Annotated in this window: 15 protein-coding genes and 1 tRNA gene; 1 reads left to right on the top strand and 15 read right to left on the bottom strand. The window is 59.7% G+C overall.

Annotated elements, in window-relative coordinates; translation table 11 throughout:
- Nucleotides 1-4: 4 nt before the first annotated feature.
- From QWI75_RS05640 to QWI75_RS05610, 7 genes are all read right to left on the bottom strand, one after another.
- Entirely contained in the window at nt 5-922 is a 918-nt protein-coding gene (locus tag QWI75_RS05640; RefSeq protein WP_289267717.1) for a nucleotidyl transferase AbiEii/AbiGii toxin family protein, read from the bottom strand.
- Entirely contained in the window at nt 897-1,682 is a 786-nt protein-coding gene (locus QWI75_RS05635) for a type IV toxin-antitoxin system AbiEi family antitoxin domain-containing protein (RefSeq protein ID WP_289267716.1), read from the bottom strand. The genes QWI75_RS05640 and QWI75_RS05635 overlap by 26 nt, the downstream gene beginning before the upstream one ends.
- Before the next feature lie 312 nt (nt 1,683-1,994).
- Nucleotides 1,995-2,402 carry a four helix bundle protein gene (locus QWI75_RS05630; RefSeq protein ID WP_289267715.1) on the bottom strand — a complete coding sequence of 136 codons (408 nt, stop codon included), beginning with the start codon at nt 2,400-2,402 and terminating at the stop codon, nt 1,995-1,997.
- A 40-nt stretch (nt 2,403-2,442) separates the two neighbouring features.
- Complete coding sequence (locus tag QWI75_RS05625; protein ID WP_289271635.1) at nt 2,443-3,618, bottom strand: restriction endonuclease subunit S; 1,176 nt, start codon at nt 3,616-3,618, stop codon at nt 2,443-2,445.
- 43 nt (nt 3,619-3,661) lie between these two features.
- Nucleotides 3,662-6,157 (bottom strand): N-6 DNA methylase, encoded by a 2,496-nt coding sequence (locus QWI75_RS05620; protein WP_289267714.1) that lies wholly within the window; start codon nt 6,155-6,157, stop codon nt 3,662-3,664.
- 1,331 nt (nt 6,158-7,488) lie between these two features.
- Nucleotides 7,489-7,564, bottom strand: a tRNA-Thr gene (locus tag QWI75_RS05615).
- 73 nt (nt 7,565-7,637) lie between these two features.
- Nucleotides 7,638-8,990: a caspase family protein gene (locus QWI75_RS05610; RefSeq protein ID WP_289267713.1), complete on the bottom strand. Its 1,353-nt coding sequence runs from the start codon at nt 8,988-8,990 to the stop codon at nt 7,638-7,640.
- A 170-nt stretch (nt 8,991-9,160) separates the two neighbouring features.
- Here QWI75_RS05610 and ubiA point away from each other — a divergent pair, with 170 nt between their 5' ends.
- The gene (gene ubiA, locus QWI75_RS05605; RefSeq protein ID WP_289267712.1) at nt 9,161-10,090 is read left to right on the top strand and encodes a 4-hydroxybenzoate octaprenyltransferase; all 930 of its coding nucleotides are present in this window, start codon (nt 9,161-9,163) and stop codon (nt 10,088-10,090) included.
- A 111-nt stretch (nt 10,091-10,201) separates the two neighbouring features.
- On the opposite strand, the gene QWI75_RS05600 is transcribed toward ubiA, so the two are convergent.
- From QWI75_RS05600 to QWI75_RS05565, 8 genes are all read right to left on the bottom strand, one after another.
- Complete coding sequence (locus QWI75_RS05600; protein ID WP_289267711.1) at nt 10,202-11,215, bottom strand: c-type cytochrome; 1,014 nt, start codon at nt 11,213-11,215, stop codon at nt 10,202-10,204.
- Nucleotides 11,212-12,009, bottom strand: coding sequence for an ethylbenzene dehydrogenase-related protein (locus tag QWI75_RS05595; protein ID WP_289267710.1), 798 nt, complete (start codon nt 12,007-12,009; stop codon nt 11,212-11,214). Before QWI75_RS05595 ends, QWI75_RS05600 begins: the two co-directional genes overlap by 4 nt.
- A gap of 75 nt (nt 12,010-12,084) precedes the next feature.
- Nucleotides 12,085-12,801, bottom strand: a complete 717-nt coding sequence (locus QWI75_RS05590; protein WP_289267709.1) for a c-type cytochrome — start codon at nt 12,799-12,801, stop codon at nt 12,085-12,087.
- Between the two features lie 27 nt (nt 12,802-12,828).
- Complete coding sequence (locus QWI75_RS05585; RefSeq protein WP_289267708.1) at nt 12,829-13,458, bottom strand: c-type cytochrome; 630 nt, start codon at nt 13,456-13,458, stop codon at nt 12,829-12,831.
- Between the two features lie 26 nt (nt 13,459-13,484).
- Nucleotides 13,485-15,365 (bottom strand): cytochrome ubiquinol oxidase subunit I, encoded by a 1,881-nt coding sequence (locus QWI75_RS05580; RefSeq protein WP_289267707.1) that lies wholly within the window; start codon nt 15,363-15,365, stop codon nt 13,485-13,487.
- Between the two features lie 28 nt (nt 15,366-15,393).
- Nucleotides 15,394-16,398 carry a hypothetical protein gene (locus QWI75_RS05575; RefSeq protein WP_289267706.1) on the bottom strand — a complete coding sequence of 335 codons (1,005 nt, stop codon included), beginning with the start codon at nt 16,396-16,398 and terminating at the stop codon, nt 15,394-15,396.
- A 16-nt stretch (nt 16,399-16,414) separates the two neighbouring features.
- The gene (locus tag QWI75_RS05570) at nt 16,415-17,524 is read right to left on the bottom strand and encodes a cytochrome b (protein WP_289267705.1); all 1,110 of its coding nucleotides are present in this window, start codon (nt 17,522-17,524) and stop codon (nt 16,415-16,417) included.
- Nucleotides 17,525-17,541: 17 nt separating this feature from the next.
- Nucleotides 17,542-18,483 (bottom strand): QcrA and Rieske domain-containing protein, encoded by a 942-nt coding sequence (locus QWI75_RS05565; protein ID WP_289267704.1) that lies wholly within the window; start codon nt 18,481-18,483, stop codon nt 17,542-17,544.

The following is an 18,483-nucleotide window of genomic DNA, read 5'->3' as shown; positions in this document are numbered from 1 at the left end:
GGGGCTATCCGTACAGGACACGTTCCAAGGATCGGAAAGCCTTCTGACGTTTGGCCGGTTCCATCCGAGAAAGATTTTGTAGCTTCCACTGAACGGCCGGCAAGTTCTTGGCTCCGGGAATGGGAAACATGCTCCAGTCTGCATCGCCCCGCTTGACCGCTAGCAGAAACTGCCGGTCCTCTTCCGTTAGCGACCGCTGAATGGTTGTGATTAACTGTTCGCGTGCGGCATCCAGCACTTCCAATGTGACCAGTTCGATCGCCATCCCGGCGAACTCACCCTCATAAATAGCCCTGTTGTCCTTACGCGTTGGAGCGATCAGTTCCGCCATCGGCCGGTTGTGGCTGATCAAGTACACGAGGAAGGCATTCTTTAAGCGCGGCGTAATTCCCTCCGCCGCCAACAAGAGGCGTACATCGAACAAATCGCGCGGATGTTGTCGGTCCAACGCGGCGCAGAGTTTCCCTGCATACAAATCTTCGAAACTCAGCACCTGCACCTGAGCATAGCCGAACTCCGCCTGCGCTCGTGGCACCAGCTCACGTAGTTCGGACGAATAGACACTTCCGCGCAACACCGGCGTGACTTCAATCTTGACGCGAACACCCCCACGTTCCACCACGAGTTTGAACCATCCCATCGTCCCGCTCAACACTGAGCCTTGCACGTTCACGCCAGGGACGGCGCGCGCAATATCTGCGGCAATCGCCTTCAGCGCTTGATCGATTGCAGTCAGACTGGTCTCGCGATCTTGAACCGGTAAATAGGCCAGATCAATATCGACGGACAAACGAGGCATGTCCCGGACAAACAGATTCAAGGCTGTTCCGCCCTTGAGGGCGAAACAGCCTTGGCGCGCCACATGAGGCAGCACCGTAACCAGCAGACGAACTTGCTCAGTAAACCGGTTGTCCGTGACCATGCACCATGGTCCTAGGAACGGTGATCAGATACTTCGTATCCAGCGCACCGCCTTTGACCACTGCGCGTTTGCCGTGGCCAAGATCGACTCCCGTTGTATCGAGCTTCTTGAACCAGGCGTACTCGTGTCTCTCGGCAAACCACAGGAAGAGTCGCTTCGCCAGCACATGCGAACAGGATAATAGCAACTCGCGGATCAGCGCCGGGCGAAGGACCGAGGCACCTTCGAAAAACTTATCCGCGAAATCGAAGCTGTCCTCAGTACGGACATCCGCCAGATACTCCAAGAGCGCCAATTCCACGGTGGCATACGGCACCGGCCAATCCCAGGCCCCAAACGGCTTTGAGACAAGAGCCCCGCCCGGCAACGTCTTGAAGAGCTTTCCGCGATGAACGGTAAACGTATAGTCGGCCGGGAATCTTTGCACCCAGGGCGGCACCTTTGACGTCGTGTAGAGGGACACCCTGGTGACACCCTGCAGTGGCAGGTAATGCGCCAATCCCTGCAGTTCCAGGGCGGTGCGCCCTCCGACGTGAACTTGGACGCCCATTTCGTTCACCGAATAGACAACCTGTTCCCACTTGAGCGGAGGCCCCGGCCGTCGGTAGAGACCGTGAGAAACGGCTTCGAGCTTTCCTGATCTCAACCAGAAGTCCACAAGAGGGCGAGTGACACCGCGCGTTCGTAGCCATGCGCGATTGACGAGCTGCCCCTCCGGAGGGAGCCGATCCAACGACGTCTTCTTTGATGGGAGAGCCATGGTTTACATTAGTCGTCAAATGCATACAGTATGTATGCATTTTATAACTATTGCAAACCCATTGAAGTGACGAGCTGTTCTACCTTGAATGGCGCTGGATGGTTTACAAATTGAACATTTTGCAGTCAATAGCTATGCAATGGATGGCCTATCTAAACCCGAATAGTAATTTCCTATGGTTGCCTAGCTTAGTACCCACACCCTTGGTGGCCCCTTTCGCTTCTGCTCAGGCCTTCCCCTTCGACTCCTCCACCTTCACACGCACGGTTAAGAGAGTGGTGAAGAGTAAAGTTTGAAGGGTGAAAACAGCAGTCATGGGCGTCTCCCCCGAAGTTTCTTGCAGATGCTCGTGAGGATGGCGATGAGTTCATTACATTCATCTGTCATCACACTGAGTCGAGCTGGATCGACAAGTTTCACCGACGCAAGAAGCCGAAGCCAGTAATGGGTCTCACGCGCTTCTTTACAGGCGATGGAATACTTGCTGAGGAAGTCTGCTTCACTTTGTGAGGCCTGGCCTTCCTCTACATTCGCGCCGATGGAGGTTCCCGATCGCAAGAGCTGGCGACAAAGCGTGCGCGAGACCCCTTGCTTGCTCTCCAGAACAAGACACAGCCTCACGATTTGTCGGGCAAACTCAAAAGTCCGATCTGGAAGAGAGACGGGCGAAGTTCGACGAAGAAAGTTCTCCTTCGCTCCCGCCTTCATTTCATCCTTCACACTTCCGCCCTCACCCATCCCAATTTGTTTCTTTCACACTTCACCCATCCACCCTCACCCTTCCAGAAAGGAGGTCGTGCATGAGGCCCTGCTTTTCTTTCTGGAGTTTCGCAAGCTGCTCTTCGCAAGCTCTTATCGCAGAATCCTGTGTTTCGTATATCTCAGAAATCCGCGATCGCTCCCACCCCTTAGGCCACGGAATTATTAACGGGCGCAGGTCTTCAAGGTTGATATTTCTCTGTGCCGTCTGAGGAGCGCGAGACTCCAACCAGGATTTTCGCCGCCGTATGCTGAGTTCAATAAACCTCGCATCCTCTCGCGTCTTGGGCTGAACCCCCACAAGGCTATCGGGCGCACACATCGGCATCCCAAGGATGCACGTATCAGCAATATTGGCTGCAATTGTGACCATGATTGTGCCCGGAGGGAATAACTTGCTCACTGACAATCCAAGCTCATTAAGGCTTTGAGCGTAGCTTTTAAGCGTTCGCCCTCCAGCAAACGCGACATCACCTGTTTGTATAAAGGGGTATTGTCCGCCGTAGAACCGAGGATCATTTCTTGGCCTGACTGTGAATTTTCCGCGGTCAACCTCAGAAACCATATCAAGCCGAACCACTTCCCATTCCTTCGGAATCCAGCCGAGGGGAGACTCTTTGTAAAGGTGGGGCGCTTCGACGCGGGTGTGACGGAGTCGACCGTCAGGCGTGACGCCGCGGGTGAAGAGGTCGTGCATCAGCCCAGCCTTAATTTGCTGATACTTCGCAATCAGCGCCTCCGTCTGCTCAATCGCCTCGTCCACCGTCGAAAGGATTTCGGCGATGCGGCGCTGCATTCCAAGAGCCAATGAAGGCACTGGAAGGGCAGACAAATCCTTTGACCCAATAGCCAGGAATGTCGATCCCTGACTACGCCGGTGCAGAAAGCCAACATTCTGTTCTATGGCGTGAAGCAGGAAAATGTTATCGGCAACGTCTTGCTTAGCGGACACTGCTCCAAGCCCGCGCCCGATGCAATAGTCCATATCCGCAAAGTTGGTTGTTCCAACGGGTGCTCGGACGCTCATTAAAACTGATCCTGATTTCGCTACGCGAAGCGGCGGAGAGCAGTGAAGCTTGGCGGCTGGTACCCTCTTGCCGAACTCCGCACAGCCTTGAAGAAAGGGCAAACCACGCTCTCCGGTGTTGATGCACGAGGATTGTGGCGATTGGCCCATCGTAATTGAAGCCAACTCACTAAGAGGTGTTTCTCGCCAGCCCTCACTCATATCCCAACTCTTCCAGAAACTTCTTCAGCTTCGCCGCCTCGGCGTCCCGCTTCGCCTCGATCGCTTTGGCCGTCACGGCGTACTTTGCGTACAGATTTTCCAGTGCGGCGGTGCAGGCTCGTTGGTCGGCGCGGAGGTAGCCTTCATAGGTCTGAACGAGAATACGATGGAGGCGGTCGAGGATCACGCGGCGGGCCTCGTTGCGGTCGATCTTCTCTCGGGCGGCGGCCACGAGTTCTTCTTCCCTTTTTTCCATCGCACGCAGGTCGGCCTTCAACTGCTTGGCTTCATCTTCCAGCGCCTTGTGACGGGCCAGCCGTGTCTCGGCCGACTCGGCGCGGGCGTGGAACTCTGCTTGATCCCGCTTTTCTTTCTTCGCTAACTTGGCCTGGGCCCTGGCTTCCTTGATGTCGGCTTTCAGGGTCTTTACCTCCTCGTCGGGCAGCACACCCGTGTCGTTGGCATCATCATAGTCATCATCGTCGGCTGCCGCGAATAGGCCGGACAATTCCGCCAAGCGCCTCCGCTTCTGCTCCATCTCGACGAGGATGTCGGGGAACTGGCTCTGGAGAATTTCGTCATCCGGAACGAGTTCCGGCCCCCACCCGCTGAATGCGATGGATTTGAACTCCGGCTTGAAGAACTCGAAGTAGCTGGCCAGGGCGCCGCGAATCTGATGCTCATTCAGTAGCGTCTGATTCGCAAAGGCCTTGGTCGCACTGGCCAGGAGCCTGCTCCGCAGCTCATAGACGTTGCCTTTCTGGCCGTTTGTCGGCGCAAGGACTTCAATGAGCGGGAGCTGCTCTTTCCACCAGGACTCCAGCATGTCGAGAAAGCGCGCACGAGCTTTGGCCACGCCTGGATCGCTCTTCACCAATTCGGCGAGTGCGCGGAGGTCGGCGACGGCGGGAGCGAAATCGGCATAGAGCCCCTCACCCTTGCCCTCTCCCTGAGGGAGAGGGCCGCTATTGACGCGTGGAACGAAGACCCGCTCGCGGAGGCCGGGATAGTTGTTCCAAAAACGGGCGAGGGCGTCGATTTCGCTCACGGGCACGCCGCCCTGCAGATGCGCCCGCACGTCGTGCGGTTCCGGCGGCGGCGCGTTGTCCACATAGCGGCGGATATTGCAGTTGTAGTCCTCGGCTTCGATCTCGCTCACCGGGACGAGACGCGCATAGCCTTCGATATCCTTCCGCTCCCGATACACGTGGACGATTTTCGAGATGTCTTCCGGACGGAGGAAGTTCTGCGCCTTCCCCTCGCGATATTCCCGGTCGGCATTGATGAAGAAGACATGCTTGCGGTCGGCCGCTCCTTGCTTGTTCATCACCAGGACGCAGGCCGGAATGCCTGTGCCGTAGAACAGGCCGGCCGGCAGGCCGATGACGGCCTCCAACCAGCCGCGTTCGATGAAGTGTTTCCGGGCTTCCTTCTCCTCCCCGCCCCGAAACAGGACGCCGTGCGGCATGATGGTGGCCATCTTCCCTTCCGCCTTGAGCACGGCCAGCATGTGCTGGACAAACATCAGATCGGCCTTCTTGCCCTTCTCCGGCATCCAGACGGCGAAGCGGCCCGGATACTCGATATCCTTTTTGATGTAGTTCTGGCTGAAGGGCGGATTGGCCAGCACACGGTCGTAGCGCTTGAGTTCGTTGTTCTCGTCCTTGTGCTGGGGACGGCGAATCGTGTCTTCCTGGCGGATGTCGGCATGGGCGATGCCGTGGAGGAGCATGTTCATCTTACAGATGGACCAGGTGGTCCCGATGCTCTCTTGCCCATACAGCGAGAGGTCCCGCGGGTCGCCGCCGCATTCCCGGATATAGTCCCGGGTCTGAATGAGCATGCCGCCCGACCCGCACGTCGGGTCGTACACGCTCATACCGGGCTGGGGATCGACGATCTCGACCAGAGTCCGCACCACTTCCGCCGGGGTGTAGAACTCTCCCGCCTTCTTTCCCGCCGAGTCGGCGAAAAACTTGATCAGATATTCGTAGGCTGCGCCAAGCAGGTCGGGAAACTCGAAGTTCTCGTCGCGGAGCGGAATCTTCTCGAAGTTCTGGACGAAATTGGCAAGCGTGTCGTCGTCCAGCGTCCGCTGACCGATCTTGCGGTTGAAGTTGATGTGCTTGAGCACGTCCTGCAGCGGATCGACGTTCGCGTCTTCCAACGCTTCGAGCGCCTTGTTGAGGCCGGTCCCGACGTTGGTCTTGAGGTGGCGAATCTTCGACCAATGGGCATTTTCGGGAACGAAGAAGGTGTATTTATCCGGATTGGCAAGTTGCGCGGCAATTTGGCTCTCGGACATCCCTCTCGCCTTGAGATCTTTGGCAAGCTGCTCGCGCTCCTGATCGAACAGATCGCTCATCCGTTTCAGGAAGAGCATGCCGAAGATGTATTCCTTGTATTCGGATGCATCCATGTTCCCGCGCAAATCGTCGCAGGCGCGGAATAAAAGACCCGAGAGTTGGCCGAGGGTGAGCTTAGTCATGTCACAGACTATGCAGCCATGGAGGTCGGACTCAACATCCCGAGAGGAAGCACCCGCCGGCGAACGTACCTGTCGAAAACAAGCAAGTCAAGCCGCTTCCAGGCACATTTCGGGCCAACAAGAACCTGGCACTCAATAGAACAAGGCGTTCTCTGGCTCCTCACCAGAAGACTGGATTGGAAGTGAAGCCTACGGGAGGATTTCTCCGTTCGCCGTCGATAAATCGGCGAGCGGTTCAACCGAAGGTTGGATCAACCGGGAAGAATCACTGGCAGTTCTCTGTAGCGGCGCCAATGGGGAAGAGCTGCGCCCGACGAGCCGCTGGTGTAGAAATGGAGGTTGGATTCGGCACTCCGCTCGATTATTTCTCCTTCGGTTGTGATTTCGCCTTCGTGTTTCCTACAGGTCCTGCGCTGGGACCCTTCGCCTCGGCACCGCCTGGTCCGACCTCCGCTGACGTGGCCTTGAATGGCCCCGCGCTGGGGCCTTTTGCCTCAACGCCCCCCGGTCCGACTTCCACCGATGCGGCTTTGAACGGGCCAATACCGATCTTCGCTTCGGCGCAGCCCAAACACGCACTTGCAGTGATTATGGCGACAAGGACCTGCGTCACTTTGGTCACTTTGTGAGTCGTTTCCATACGTGTCCCTCCGATTTATCCGCGATGTGGATCACTCCAACTCACTTCTCAAGCAAAGAGATGAGCGGTGCATGGCCCAACATCGGTGATGCGCTTCATTAACCATACCAAACTGCCGCCATCTGGGCAAAAAGAAGCTCACAGAGTGCCCTTCCAGAACATGTTGCTACACCAGGGTGCAAGGCCGCTTGAGAGCCAATGACCGGACGGTTACGCGCCAGCCTGATGAACCGCCGGTTCAACCGAAGGTTGGTTCAAACAATCACTGGTGGTTTTCTTCAGCGGAGCTATTGAGGATGGGCTACGCCCGATGAGCCGCTGGTACACATGAAGGTTAGTAACGGGAATCCTTGGAGGGGTTTCTCCGCCGGCGTCCATGAAGAAGGCTGCGCCTGAAGAGCCGGCGGGACTCACGAAGTGCGGATCTAACAACAAGACTACTGGCGGTTTTCTCCGGGCGCGTCATATACGGAACACCGATGAAGAGCGCCCGGCTCACACGAAGGTTGGATCAAAAGAAACAATCACTGGAGGTATTTCTCTGCTGACCTTCGTTACGATAAGTTTCAAAATAGGTCAGCGGCACAACCGAAGGTTGGATCAGGAGAACAAGCCACTTGCGGTTTTCTCCAGCGGCGTCAATGGGGAGGGGCTTCGCCCGATGAGCCGCTGGTACAACCGAAGGTTGGTATGGAGCCGGCGACTGGGATCGAACCAGCGACCTGCGGTTTACGAAACCGCTGCTCTACCAACTGAGCTACGCCGGCATGCTGGTGAGGGTTCGAATGCGGAAGTCGGCATGATAGCGGCCCCGCCACTCGCTGTCAACGAAGCTGCCGCTCATTTCAGGCGCGTGAGCACGACCTGCGCCAGCGCGTCGTCCGCCGGCGACGGCCGGCAGGTGGGTTCCTGCTGATTGCCGAATTCCGTGCGGGCCACGTCCTGCACCTGCTCCTTCACGTACCGGCACAATTCACCGAGCGACACGCGTCCGTCCTTCTTCAGGTCCGCCCCTCCGGCCAAGCCTTTCAACAGGTGATAGGTGAAGAGCCCATGCCGGCCGAGCGGATAATCATGCGCCTCCTGCAGCGCCTGATTGCCGATTACCTGCACAATCTTGCCGGAATGGGCCGTGAGATCGGGCGTCTCCCACCGAGGCGGCGACGGATTCTGCGCTAAGCCGCCGCTCGACGGTTCAAGGGACAACTCCAAAAACACCAGCGCCCGTTCGATCGGCAGCCTCGCCAAGGCCGCGTGGAGGCGCCGCAGCGGATAGTGCCGCTCCGTCGAGGACGGCAGCGCGTCGTAGGGCGCCAACTCCACCGCCCCCGTCGTCGGATGAACCGAGGCCTTGCCGGACACATAGAGATAGACGAGCGACCCCGGTTTCACCTGTTGGGGCAGCCAAGTCTCGAACGTATCCACGAAATCGTCGCGCAGCGCGCGCCGCCCGGTGAGCAGCTTGAGTTGCGATGCCGGCACCCCGACCACCGTGCGCCAATAGGCGGCGGTGATCTCCGCGTCATGGACGGCATAGCGACCGCCGGCCTGACCCGCATCCCGGTAATTCCCGATCCCGATGGCGATCCCGATTGCTTGCGGCTGTCCGGTCCCGCGCGGCTTATTGGGAATTTGGTCGACGTCCACCGAGAGCACTTCGATCTGATCCGCCGATCCGGGCCGTACCGCCACCATGAACGTCTTGGGCGACGGGATTTGTATATGGTCTCCGCTCACCAATTCAACCGTCAATTCCCCCTGTTCCACTTGCTTGACCGGAGGCGCCTTGGCGGTCGCGACCAGCCGCGTGCGTTCCCCCGCCGACAATGCCGCCACGCGCAGAGGTTGGGTGAATTGCTCCGCGATCCGTCCCTTGCCGCTATAGCGGATTTCGAGGTCCGATACGGGAGCTGGGCCATGGTTGGTGATTTCGACCTCCAACGTCATCTGCTCGCCCTGCTCCAGCACGTGGTTGCGGTTCTCATCCCGGAGCATTGCGCGAAAGGACAGGGTAGCGGAGGGCCCGGCCGACTCCGGTTCGAGACTCCGTTCATTCGTCTCCGCAGACGCCCGAGACTGGAGAACGGTCTGTGTCTCCACCGAGCCTGACGCGCTGTCGCGAGTCGACGCAGACTGGCATCCGGCCAGCATCCACAGACTGATCGTGATGACCACGAGCCTTGGAGCCATCATGGAACTCGCTTGGAACGCTGCGGAGGGGGGACGTGAGCTATACGCCAGGACCCGCTCATTCGCTAGTATACTCAAACGACCTGTTAACACAATAGGACGCCGGTTTGGGGTATCTGCCATCGCCGCCCTACACGTTGACTCCCCCGCCGCCGGTTCGTTAAGGTCCTCCTGTGACCGCCCCCCGTTCACGCGCATCCGACGCCTCGGCCCGAATATCCGGCGAGACATCCGCGCATGACAGCCCGGACCGCTCCCGTTGGACCCACCTGGCGCGCCTGATCCGGCTCCGATCCCAAACGGGCACCTTGTTGCTGGCCCTGCCCTCGCTCTGGTCGCTTGCCCTTGCGTCCCACGGCCGTCCGGACGGGGAATTGGTCTGCCTGTTCCTGGCCGGCGCTTTTCTCATGCGGAGCGCGGGGGTGATCCTCAACGACCTGGCTGACCGTGACGTCGATCGTCACGTGGCCCGCACGAAATCCCGCCCGCTGGCGGCCGGGAGCCTCACGGTGCGCGACGCGTGGATTGCGGTCCTTGTCCTGCTCAGCCTGGCGGTCCTCCTGCTCTTACGGCTGCCGCCCATCACGTGGCTGCTAAGTCCGTTCGCGGTGGCGCTGGCCGCCGGCTATCCCTACGCGAAGCGGTTCGTCTCCCTGCCCCAGGCCGTGCTGGGGGTGGCGTTCGGTTGGGCGGTGGTGATGGCCTGGGCCGCCGCCCGGCACAGGCTTGAACTGCCGGCCTGGTTGCTGTTCGGCAGCACCGTCTGCTGGGCCGTGGCGTACGACACGGTCTATGCGCTGCAAGACCGCATCGATGATCAAAAGATCGGGGTCAAGTCCTCGGCGCTGCTGTTCGGAGAGGCCGCGTGGCTGGCGATTCTTGGGTTCGAGGGGCTGATGCTGGGATTCTTGGGGCTCGCCGGATGGGCCGAACAGATCGGGCCGGCGTTCTACGCCATCCTCGCCGGCGTCGCCATCGGCATGGTCATCCAAACGTGGCAGGTCCGTGAGCCAATCCCGCCGGCCCTGGCCTTTCGATTCTTCCGCCAGCACGTGTGGTTCGGGCTGGCGATTCTGGGTGGGATCCTCGCAGGCTATTGGTAGGATGCTGAGACGGCTCGCTGGCCGGGGACGTTCACCTGGAGGGTGAACCAACGCTCTTTTCCAGCATCCTACGGGTCATCCTTCGACGAACGTTCTTTACCTTGGGCGGGCTCAGCTCGCGGGCTTATCGGCGACTTGAGCCTCTCGCGGCGCTCGCAACGTGCTGAGATACAGGCTGATGGCCTTGGCGTCCTGATCGCTGATGCCGAGGTTGGGCATTCGGCTCTCCGGCTTCATGGCCTGCGGATACTTGATCCAGCGGTAGACCCAGCTCGGGTTCAGCCGGAACCCGGCACGATCCAGCGCCGGCCCGACCTTGCCTCCCTCCTGGTTCACCGCGTGGCAGGCGTTGCAGCCGTATTTGTTGGTGTAGAGCCGCTTTCCAAGCTCGGTCGATTTTTCGGCGGCATCGGGTTTCATCGCGAGGTCCGGCCTCGCCACCTGGGGGAATTTCGGGCGCTTGGCAAACCGCTCATCGACGTTCTTCGCCTCGTCCAGCGCCTTTTTCGCGGCGGCCAAGGCGGCGGCCTCTTTGGCATAGGCGTCGTCGTCGACCTCCTTGCCCTTTTGCTCCGCCTCTTCGTTGGCCTTCTTTTCCGCCGCTTCGTAGGCCGCCTTGGCTTCATCATACTTGGCTTGCGCGGCCTGCAAGGCGTCTTTGATTTCCTTCTTGCGCTCTTCGACGTTGTAGGTCAGCTTCATCCCGTGCAACGTGCGGACGTAGGCGACGATCGACCAGATCTCCTCTTCGGACAGGGTGTACTTGAACGTCGGCATGGTCGGCACGGCGAACTCATCGTCTCCGATCTTGTCTCCGCCTTCGGGGCTGGTGTCCTTCATGTCCCGCGAGATCGTATTGAAGATTTCTTCATCCTTGAAGGTGGACATTTCGGACTTGTTCGACAGGTCCTTCGGCTTGGGGTCCGGCATCGACGCCCAGTTGTAGCCTTCGTTCTGCCGGCCGTTTTCGCCGTGACAGTGGGAGCAGTAGTGGTTGTACAGTTCCCGGCCCTTCGACACCTGCTCGCTCTGGAACAGCGCGCAGCCGACGATGCTGCTCGCCGCCACCACGCCGAGCACGGCGCCGCCCACGACCATCCTTCGCCAACGTGCCTGTGCGATCATGCCGAGGCTCCCTTCTTGAGCTTTCGGATCAGGACAAACTGGAAGGCGGCGGCGATGCCCATCGCCATGAGCGCGTACAGATAGGCTGAGTAATCCGCCGGCGGCTCGGCGCGGAAATACCACCAGGAGGAGACGGCCTTCTGGGATCCTTTCTCCTTCACTTCGCCGCTTTCCGTCTTGATGCCGTCCCAGACCGCAAACGCAATGTTGATGAACTCGCCCGGCTTGATCTGCGTGTCTTCTTCCACATTGCCCGTGGTGAGGGCTCGAGAGAAGACGACCCGCCACTTGCCGTTGTCATACACCCCCTTGGCCTTCACGTCCTGGTCGGCCTGCGGCCTCAGCGTTCCGAAGCCCTTGGCCGTCATGTCGACCGCCTTGCCATCTTTGTTCTTCCAGTACCAAATGTTCACCGGACCGCCTTCGACCTGCAACATGGGCTGGCCGTGGGCGAAATGCGCCTTCTTGTCGCCGACCATGAACTCCAGGGCCGCCGCATCGTCCGGGTCCTGCGTGGGATCTTCGTATTCGAGCATGATGGCGATGTTCGTCCCGTCGTGCAGGCTCCGCACCTTCACGCTGTTCACCGTCACCGCCTGAATGCGCTCTTTCCAATGCACCTGGGGAGACATCGGAAACTCTGAGGCCGGCGCCTGGGTCCAGGCGGCGGCCGTGGGATCGTCCACCGGCAGATTGCCCTTCACCATATTGGCCCGGACGGCGACGCTCTCCTGGGCCACGGCAGCGGTTGCCATGAGCATCAGGCCGAGCAGCCCCCCGCCTATGATTGTCACCGGTCGTCCCCAGGATGCGCTGCATTGCGACATAGCGGCCTCTCTCACCCAGTCTTCAGTGTGTCCGACGGAGGGTCACTCCCACGTTCTCGGCTTTTGATGCGCCCCGTCGTATTCACCCATAATAATCTTCCAAATCCATTCGTCCGGCAGCTCGACCTCCCAGCGCGGCATCGCCGATTTCCAGGGCATGCCCTCGATCGGCAGCCCGACCCCGCCCTTTTTGATCCGCCAGAAGAGATAGCTCTCCTGCAACATCGCAATCGTGGTCGGATCGGCGAAATTGGCCGGCGGCGGGTTGAATCCCTTGGCGGCCACGCCCTTGCCGTCGAAATTGCCGCCGTGGCAGGGCGAACAGAAGGCCGCATAGAGCCCCTTCCCCGTCATGATGTTCTCCGGCGTGTTGGGCACCGGATTCGCCAGGCCTGTGTACTCGCCGGGAGGCGCCGGGTGTATGGTGCGGTTTTCGGCAGGCGGTTGATCGCTCGGCGCCGTGCTCCCGTAAGTCTGCCAACCGATCAAGAGCGGAAACAGGATCAGCACCGCCAAGCGGGCTCCCTGCAACGCGCCGAGGTTGTCGCCGGTGATGAAGCGCGAGATCGGCCCCCAGAAGGCGTCCTTCGACGCGCCGCTCAAGGTGCCGAAAATGACGATCCCGGACAGGGTCAGCATCAGATACAAGAAAATCAAGCTGTTGGGGAGCGGAGCCGTAAACAGCGGCATGCCCAGCTTCAGGAACGCCCACACGGCGACCATCAGAATCAGCGCCTTAGTGAGAACTCCCCCTTTCATGGTCCTTCCTCCCGTTCTCTCCGCTCGTTATTTGAGGCTCGCCGCCTTCGCCAGTTGAGAAGCTTCGGCTTTTTGGGTCGGCTGGCCGTTGGGCTGCGGGCTCGTCGTGTCGAGATCGGCCGTGCTCACCGTGATCGGCTCGCCGCTCATCTGCTGCAAGAAGGCAATGACCGACAGGATTTCGTTTTTCGACAGGCCGATCGGGTTCTTGTTGATGTAGGGCATCCGCGCCGGATACTCCTTCGGCGGCCCCTCATGGCGATAATCGAGATAGATATAGGCCTGCGGCTGGGTCAGGCTCTCATACATGAATTCCTTGGACAGTTTCGCGCCGATGCCCTTGAGATCCGGACAACGGGCTGACTCGCTCGGACCGATCGAATGGCAAAGGGCGCATTGGCCCTTGCTGAAGAAGATCTTCTGGCCGATGGCGGCCATGTCGGCCGGCGTCTTGATCGTCGCCAGGTCGATCTTCTCTTCCGCCGGCGGCAATGACGCCATCTGCGGGACGGCCAGGGCGACCAGCGCAAAGAGGCCGAGCACGATCATGACGAAGCCCATGACCCGGACGAATCTCGCCGGGATAAAGAGGAGAATGGCAATCCCGCTTCCGACGATCGCCAATCCGATCAACTGAAGCAGCGCGACTTCACTCATAGTCGGACGTCCCTTTCAAGCTGTCTTCACTTCTCCCGGGGCGACGCACTCATGCTATCCAAGGCCGGCGATCCGCCCGCCATGGCCGGAATGGCGCCCGGCACCATTTTGCCCTTGGGTTCTTCGTGGCCACCCTTCTCCTTGGCCTTGTCCCCCATGGTCGCCACCCAGAAGATGAAGGAAACGAGCAGGCAGAACAAGAACGTGTTCAACGCCATGAAGGCCGCGGCATAGCCCAAGGCCGGCGAATAGGCATATTGCGAGGAGTCGCGCATGACGCCGTAGACGTGCCAATGGACGCGCGACGACGACCGCGCATAGCCCATGAGCGTCATGAGCAGGATCACCATTACCGCATTGAGCACCAGCGCGTAGCCGGCCCGAGGCGGCATCTGTCCCCAGACCATTTCCGTGGTCGTGCGGGCGCTCTTCAAGAGCAGCGCGGTGAGCGGCGTGATCGTCAACATGACAAACAGCACGATCAGCACCTGCGAGGTCGAGAAATAGTTGATGCGAACGATCGCGGGAACGAAATAGCCCCAGACGCCGAGAATGATGACGGCAATAGCCGCGATGAACAGCACCGCGTTCATGACCGCTTTCGCAAGCTTTGCCCAGGTCGCCGTTTCCTGCTTGCCGGCGCGCCAGTACATGATGAAGCTCATGAAGGTCACGAGGATCATCAAGTTCGCCACGGTCATCTTTGCGCTCATCACGCCGAAGACGCCGAGCAACGGATGGTGCGTGCCTCCCATCTTTCTGGCCTCTTCCAAGCTGGCGACCAGCGAGTGCGGTGTCATCCAGACGCCGAGACAGAGCAACAGGATGATGAGCATCGCCATGATCGGCTTGCGATACTGCACCTCCGAGCCTTGAATCCGGTGCGTGATGCCCATCCAGAAATAATAGTTCGAGCCCAGGAACAGGACCCCGATCAACATGGCTTGCAGGATGAACAGCCAGGACAAGAACCCGCCCATGAGCGTGATGCCCATCTGCTGGTTGTACTGATAAATTTCGCGCATCAACCAGTAGCCGGCGAAGGGCAGCGGCAGCAGGCCGAACACGCCGATGAAGTTGCCGACGTACCCCATCCAGTCGTAATGGTTGCGCTCGTCCGGGGTCTTGGCCGACAGGTACCGAACACCGGCATAAGCGCCGCAGATGTAGCCGCCGAGCACGACGTTGGCGATGAGCCGGTGGATATTGACCGGCCACCAGGTCGGATTCCAGGTGGCGGCCCAGGCCCTGGCCAGGTCCGATCCTTCGGAAATCACTACCGGGCTGGCTTGGAACGTCGCCCACGAGTTCGGCACGATCATGATGAAGAAGGCGAAGACGTTGAGCAGGAATCCCAGGAACACATGGAAGGTCTTGGCTCCGCCTTCCGACATGGCGTCCCACCCGTACCAATAGAGATACAGCGTCGCGGTTTCGAGCAGGAACAGGAGACAATAGACGACAAAGGAGGGGAAGAAGATGTCGGTCAGGTAATTCATCAGCTTTGGATAGAAGCCGATGAGCATGAACAGGAGAATGCCCCCGAACAATGCCGTAGTCGCGTAGGAAGAGGTCAGCAGCTTGGTAAACTCTTTCGCCAGCTTGTCGTAGCGCTTGTCGCCTCCCTTCCAGCCGACGATCTCGCAGACCCATGCGAAGATCGGGACGCCGAGCACGAAGCCCGCCAGCAGAAGGTGCAACTGGGCGATGATCCAAATGATGTTCCGGCTGCCGATGCCAGGAATATCCCGATAGGCGACTTGCGCGGAAGCCGCCCCGCCCTCTTGAGCCAGTCCCAGAGCCGGAAACAGCACGAACGCGCCGAGCAGCACCACGGCCGTACCCAGCCACCCCGTCGGGCGCGTGTTGCGTAACGCCTGCTTGAGATCGTCGAGATATCGGTTCATGGCTGATCTCCCTTGCTTGGCCGGCGCCTTACGGCTTGGCCGCTTGCGGCGCGGCAGGCTGGGCCGGCCCCTTCGCCCCGTCGGATTTCGCGCTCGCCTTTTCCTTTGCCTGCGGCTTCGGCTTTCCCTTTTGTTTTTCCGCTTCCAGCTCCGCCTGCCTGGCTTCCAGCGCGACGACTTGGGATTCCACCTGCGCCAGGACTTTTTCACCCTTGGCAATACGGTCAGCCGGTTTGACATGTGGCGCGGCCTTCACCTCCGGCTTCTTATAATCCTGATGGGGATGCGGGGTCGTCACCGGCATCGCTCCCCAGAAGACGAAGATCAGCAAGACGCCGGCGGCGGTCACCGAGGTCAGCATCAAGGTTTGATCGGCCGGGATGCGCATGAGGTCCCAGCGGGTCACCAGGTGCTGATAGGACTCGCTCAAGGGCGCCGCCTTGGCCGCTTCCCGTTGAATAATCGCGCCGGCGATCTTCAATCCGACGGCCAGCAGAATCACCAGCGAGATGGTGGAGATCGAGCCCCAGATCATCAGCTCGACCCCGATCCGCTCCGCGACCGGCAGGCCCTTCATCATCTCCAATTCCATGAACCAGTGCGCCAGATCCTTGCCGATCCCGGTCACGAGCCCTTCGATCAGCCACAGGAGGGTCACATAGAAGCCGCCGGCTAGGACAAGGAGGCCCCAGAGCCGGACCCCAAACGATCCTTGCGGCTCGACCTTCAATCGCTCGATGAAGACCGTGCGGGCGGCCAGGCCGACGGCCCACATGTCGATGGGAATGCAAAGAACAAAGAGGATGCCGAGGCCGGCGCCTTCTCCCAAATGAAGGTCGGCCAACCCCTGCAACGCCGGCACGGAAAGCAGGGACACGGGCGTGGTCAACAGAAAGAGGAACGCGACGCCCATCATGTGTTCAAGGTGCATGCTGCCCATGGCCATCATGAGCAGGGCCAGGCCCAGCTTGGCTGGCAGTCCGGTCCAACAGGCCGACCAGAGGACGTGAAGGGCAAGCTTCATTGAGGACATGAGATCTGTGCTCTGGTTATTCGAGGAATTCGCGATTGATAATGGCCGAGACCGTGAACACCAGGATGCTGCCCATCACGACTAGCCACCCGATCAGCGCGAGCGGCCGCTTGAAGATATTGCGCTCGGGATCTCGGTCGATAAACGGCAACGCCGCCAGGAAGAGCATGAACAGACCGGGCAACCCCGTGGCTGCCACGAACTGCCCGAACTCGCCGGAAAAGATCTTCAGGCGCAGCATCTGGAAGAGAAACAGAAAATACCATTCCGGTTCCGGATGATACTCCCCGGGGTCCGGCGTGGCTTCTTCGAGCAAGACGACCGGCTCCCAGAACGCCAGGCAGGCAGTCGTGAAGAATACCGCCACCATGGCGACGATGTCCTTCCAAATCTGCCTGGGAAAGAAGTAATCCGTCTTGGCCTTCAACTCCTCGGGGCTGCCGCGGAACGGTCCGGCCGGCCCCGCCTTTCTAAACAGGAACAGGTGCAGGCCCGCCAGGCCCATCAGGAGCGCCGGCAGGATCATGACATGGATGACGAAGAACCGGCTTAAGGTCATTTGGCCCGGAGTCGGGCCGCCTTTCAGAAAGCGCGCCATGAAGTCGCCGACGATCGGCGTCTTGTCCATGATCTCCACGCCCACTGTGGTCGCCCAGTAGGCCCGCTGGTCCCAGGGGAGCAAATAGCCCGTGAACCCGAACCCCATGACGAGGCCGAACAGGGCCAAGCCGACCAGCCAGATCATTTCCCGGGGCTTCTTATAGGCGCCCCATAGAAACACTTGGGACATGTGCGCGAAGACGCAGACGACCATCGCGGTCGAGCCCCAGAAATGGTAACTCAACAGGAACCAGCCGTAATCGACCTCGTGAATGATGTACTGTGTGCTGGCGTAGGCATGGTCCGCCGTCGGCACGTAATAGAACATCAGGAGTACGCCGGTGACGGCCTGCATGATGAAGATGAAGAGCAACACCGACCCGAACACATAGGCCCAGCGCGAACCGCCCGGCACCGGTTCGTTCAGCATCTTGGCCTGCAACTTCTGCAGGCCGATCCGCTCATCGACGAATTGGACGACTTTTTCGATCGGGGACGGCTGTGTCGTGGTGGATGGCGTGTCCATTTTGAGATACGTCGCGGCTAGATAATACGGGTTTGCGTCTTGGTGCCGGCCTTGAATTCCATGTCGATGATCTTGATGTCGCCGCTCGGGGTCACTTGAATGGGCAATGGATCGAGAGGACGAGGCGCCGGCCCATCGAGCACCTTGCCCGCCGCGTCATAGATGCTGAGATGGCAGGGGCAGAGAAACACCTCTCCCAGCACCTTGTGCTTCCGCCACTTGTAGCCGCAGCCGAGATGGGGACACTTGCCCGAGAAGGCCACATAGGGGACGTCCTTCTTGTTCGTCCACACCACCCGCCCCTTCTCATCACGAAAATCCATGTCCTTGCCGTGGTAGATCTTGTCCAACACCTCGGGCGTCGCCTTCAAGACCCAGGCATTCTTGTCGATTTCCTGCTCGGGCATGTAGGCTTCCTTGACCTTGCGCTTGAACTTGAACTGGACTCCGGAATCGTCCTTCTTGATCTTGTTCGCGTTGCCGATGCTGATCCAGCCGTTGTCGAACGGCTGATACATGGGCTTCATGAGATAGCGCAGGACCGGCCAAGCCAGCGGCAGGCCGATGAACAGGCCGATCACATGGGTGAACTTGGCGAAGAAATTCCGGCGCGGCACGTTCCGTTCCAACTCCGGAAGGGGGACCAACACCTCCCCCGACTCCACATGCAGGTGATCTTCGAGGTGCGCAATCTCGATGTCGTGAATGCTGACATACCCGTCCCGCGTGAACGCAGGCAGCCCTTCGACTTCGCCGGAGGACAGCCGCAGTTGCACCAGATCGTCTCCGACCGACTGGATATGGATGGACTCGATCTGCCGTTCCGGCCCGCCGCGACCGTTCACCGACACCACGAGGTGGCTGATGTGGTGGGACAGCGGATCGACGATGATGCGGGTCACCTCGCCGATTTCACGATCCGTTCCGCGGACTTTCGATCTGAGCTTTGGCTGTTGCAT

The sequence above is a fragment of the Nitrospira tepida genome (assembly GCF_947241125.1).
GTDB lineage: Bacteria > Nitrospirota > Nitrospiria > Nitrospirales > Nitrospiraceae > Nitrospira_G > Nitrospira_G tepida.
The sequence above is the reverse complement of the archived record's forward strand: the minus strand, read 5'-3'. Positions and strand labels throughout refer to the sequence as shown.

What these genes read in the sequence shown, in the direction of transcription:
- QWI75_RS05640 (WP_289267717.1), bottom strand. Translation starts at nt 922, where the DNA reads ATGGTCACGGACAACCGGTTTACTGAGCAAGTTCGTCTGCTGGTTACG.
- QWI75_RS05635 (WP_289267716.1), bottom strand. Translation starts at nt 1,682, where the DNA reads ATGGCTCTCCCATCAAAGAAGACGTCGTTGGATCGGCTCCCTCCGGAG.
- QWI75_RS05625 (WP_289271635.1), bottom strand. Translation starts at nt 3,618, where the DNA reads ATGGGCCAATCGCCACAATCCTCGTGCATCAACACCGGAGAGCGTGGT.
- QWI75_RS05620 (WP_289267714.1), bottom strand. Translation starts at nt 6,157, where the DNA reads ATGACTAAGCTCACCCTCGGCCAACTCTCGGGTCTTTTATTCCGCGCC.
- QWI75_RS05610 (WP_289267713.1), bottom strand. Translation starts at nt 8,990, where the DNA reads ATGATGGCTCCAAGGCTCGTGGTCATCACGATCAGTCTGTGGATGCTG.
- QWI75_RS05600 (WP_289267711.1), bottom strand. Translation starts at nt 11,215, where the DNA reads ATGATCGCACAGGCACGTTGGCGAAGGATGGTCGTGGGCGGCGCCGTG.
- QWI75_RS05590 (WP_289267709.1), bottom strand. Translation starts at nt 12,801, where the DNA reads ATGAAAGGGGGAGTTCTCACTAAGGCGCTGATTCTGATGGTCGCCGTG.
- QWI75_RS05585 (WP_289267708.1), bottom strand. Translation starts at nt 13,458, where the DNA reads ATGAGTGAAGTCGCGCTGCTTCAGTTGATCGGATTGGCGATCGTCGGA.
- QWI75_RS05580 (WP_289267707.1), bottom strand. Translation starts at nt 15,365, where the DNA reads ATGAACCGATATCTCGACGATCTCAAGCAGGCGTTACGCAACACGCGC.
- QWI75_RS05575 (WP_289267706.1), bottom strand. Translation starts at nt 16,398, where the DNA reads ATGTCCTCAATGAAGCTTGCCCTTCACGTCCTCTGGTCGGCCTGTTGG.
- QWI75_RS05570 (WP_289267705.1), bottom strand. Translation starts at nt 17,524, where the DNA reads ATGGACACGCCATCCACCACGACACAGCCGTCCCCGATCGAAAAAGTC.
- QWI75_RS05565 (WP_289267704.1), bottom strand. Translation starts at nt 18,483, where the DNA reads ATGCAACAGCCAAAGCTCAGATCGAAAGTCCGCGGAACGGATCGTGAA.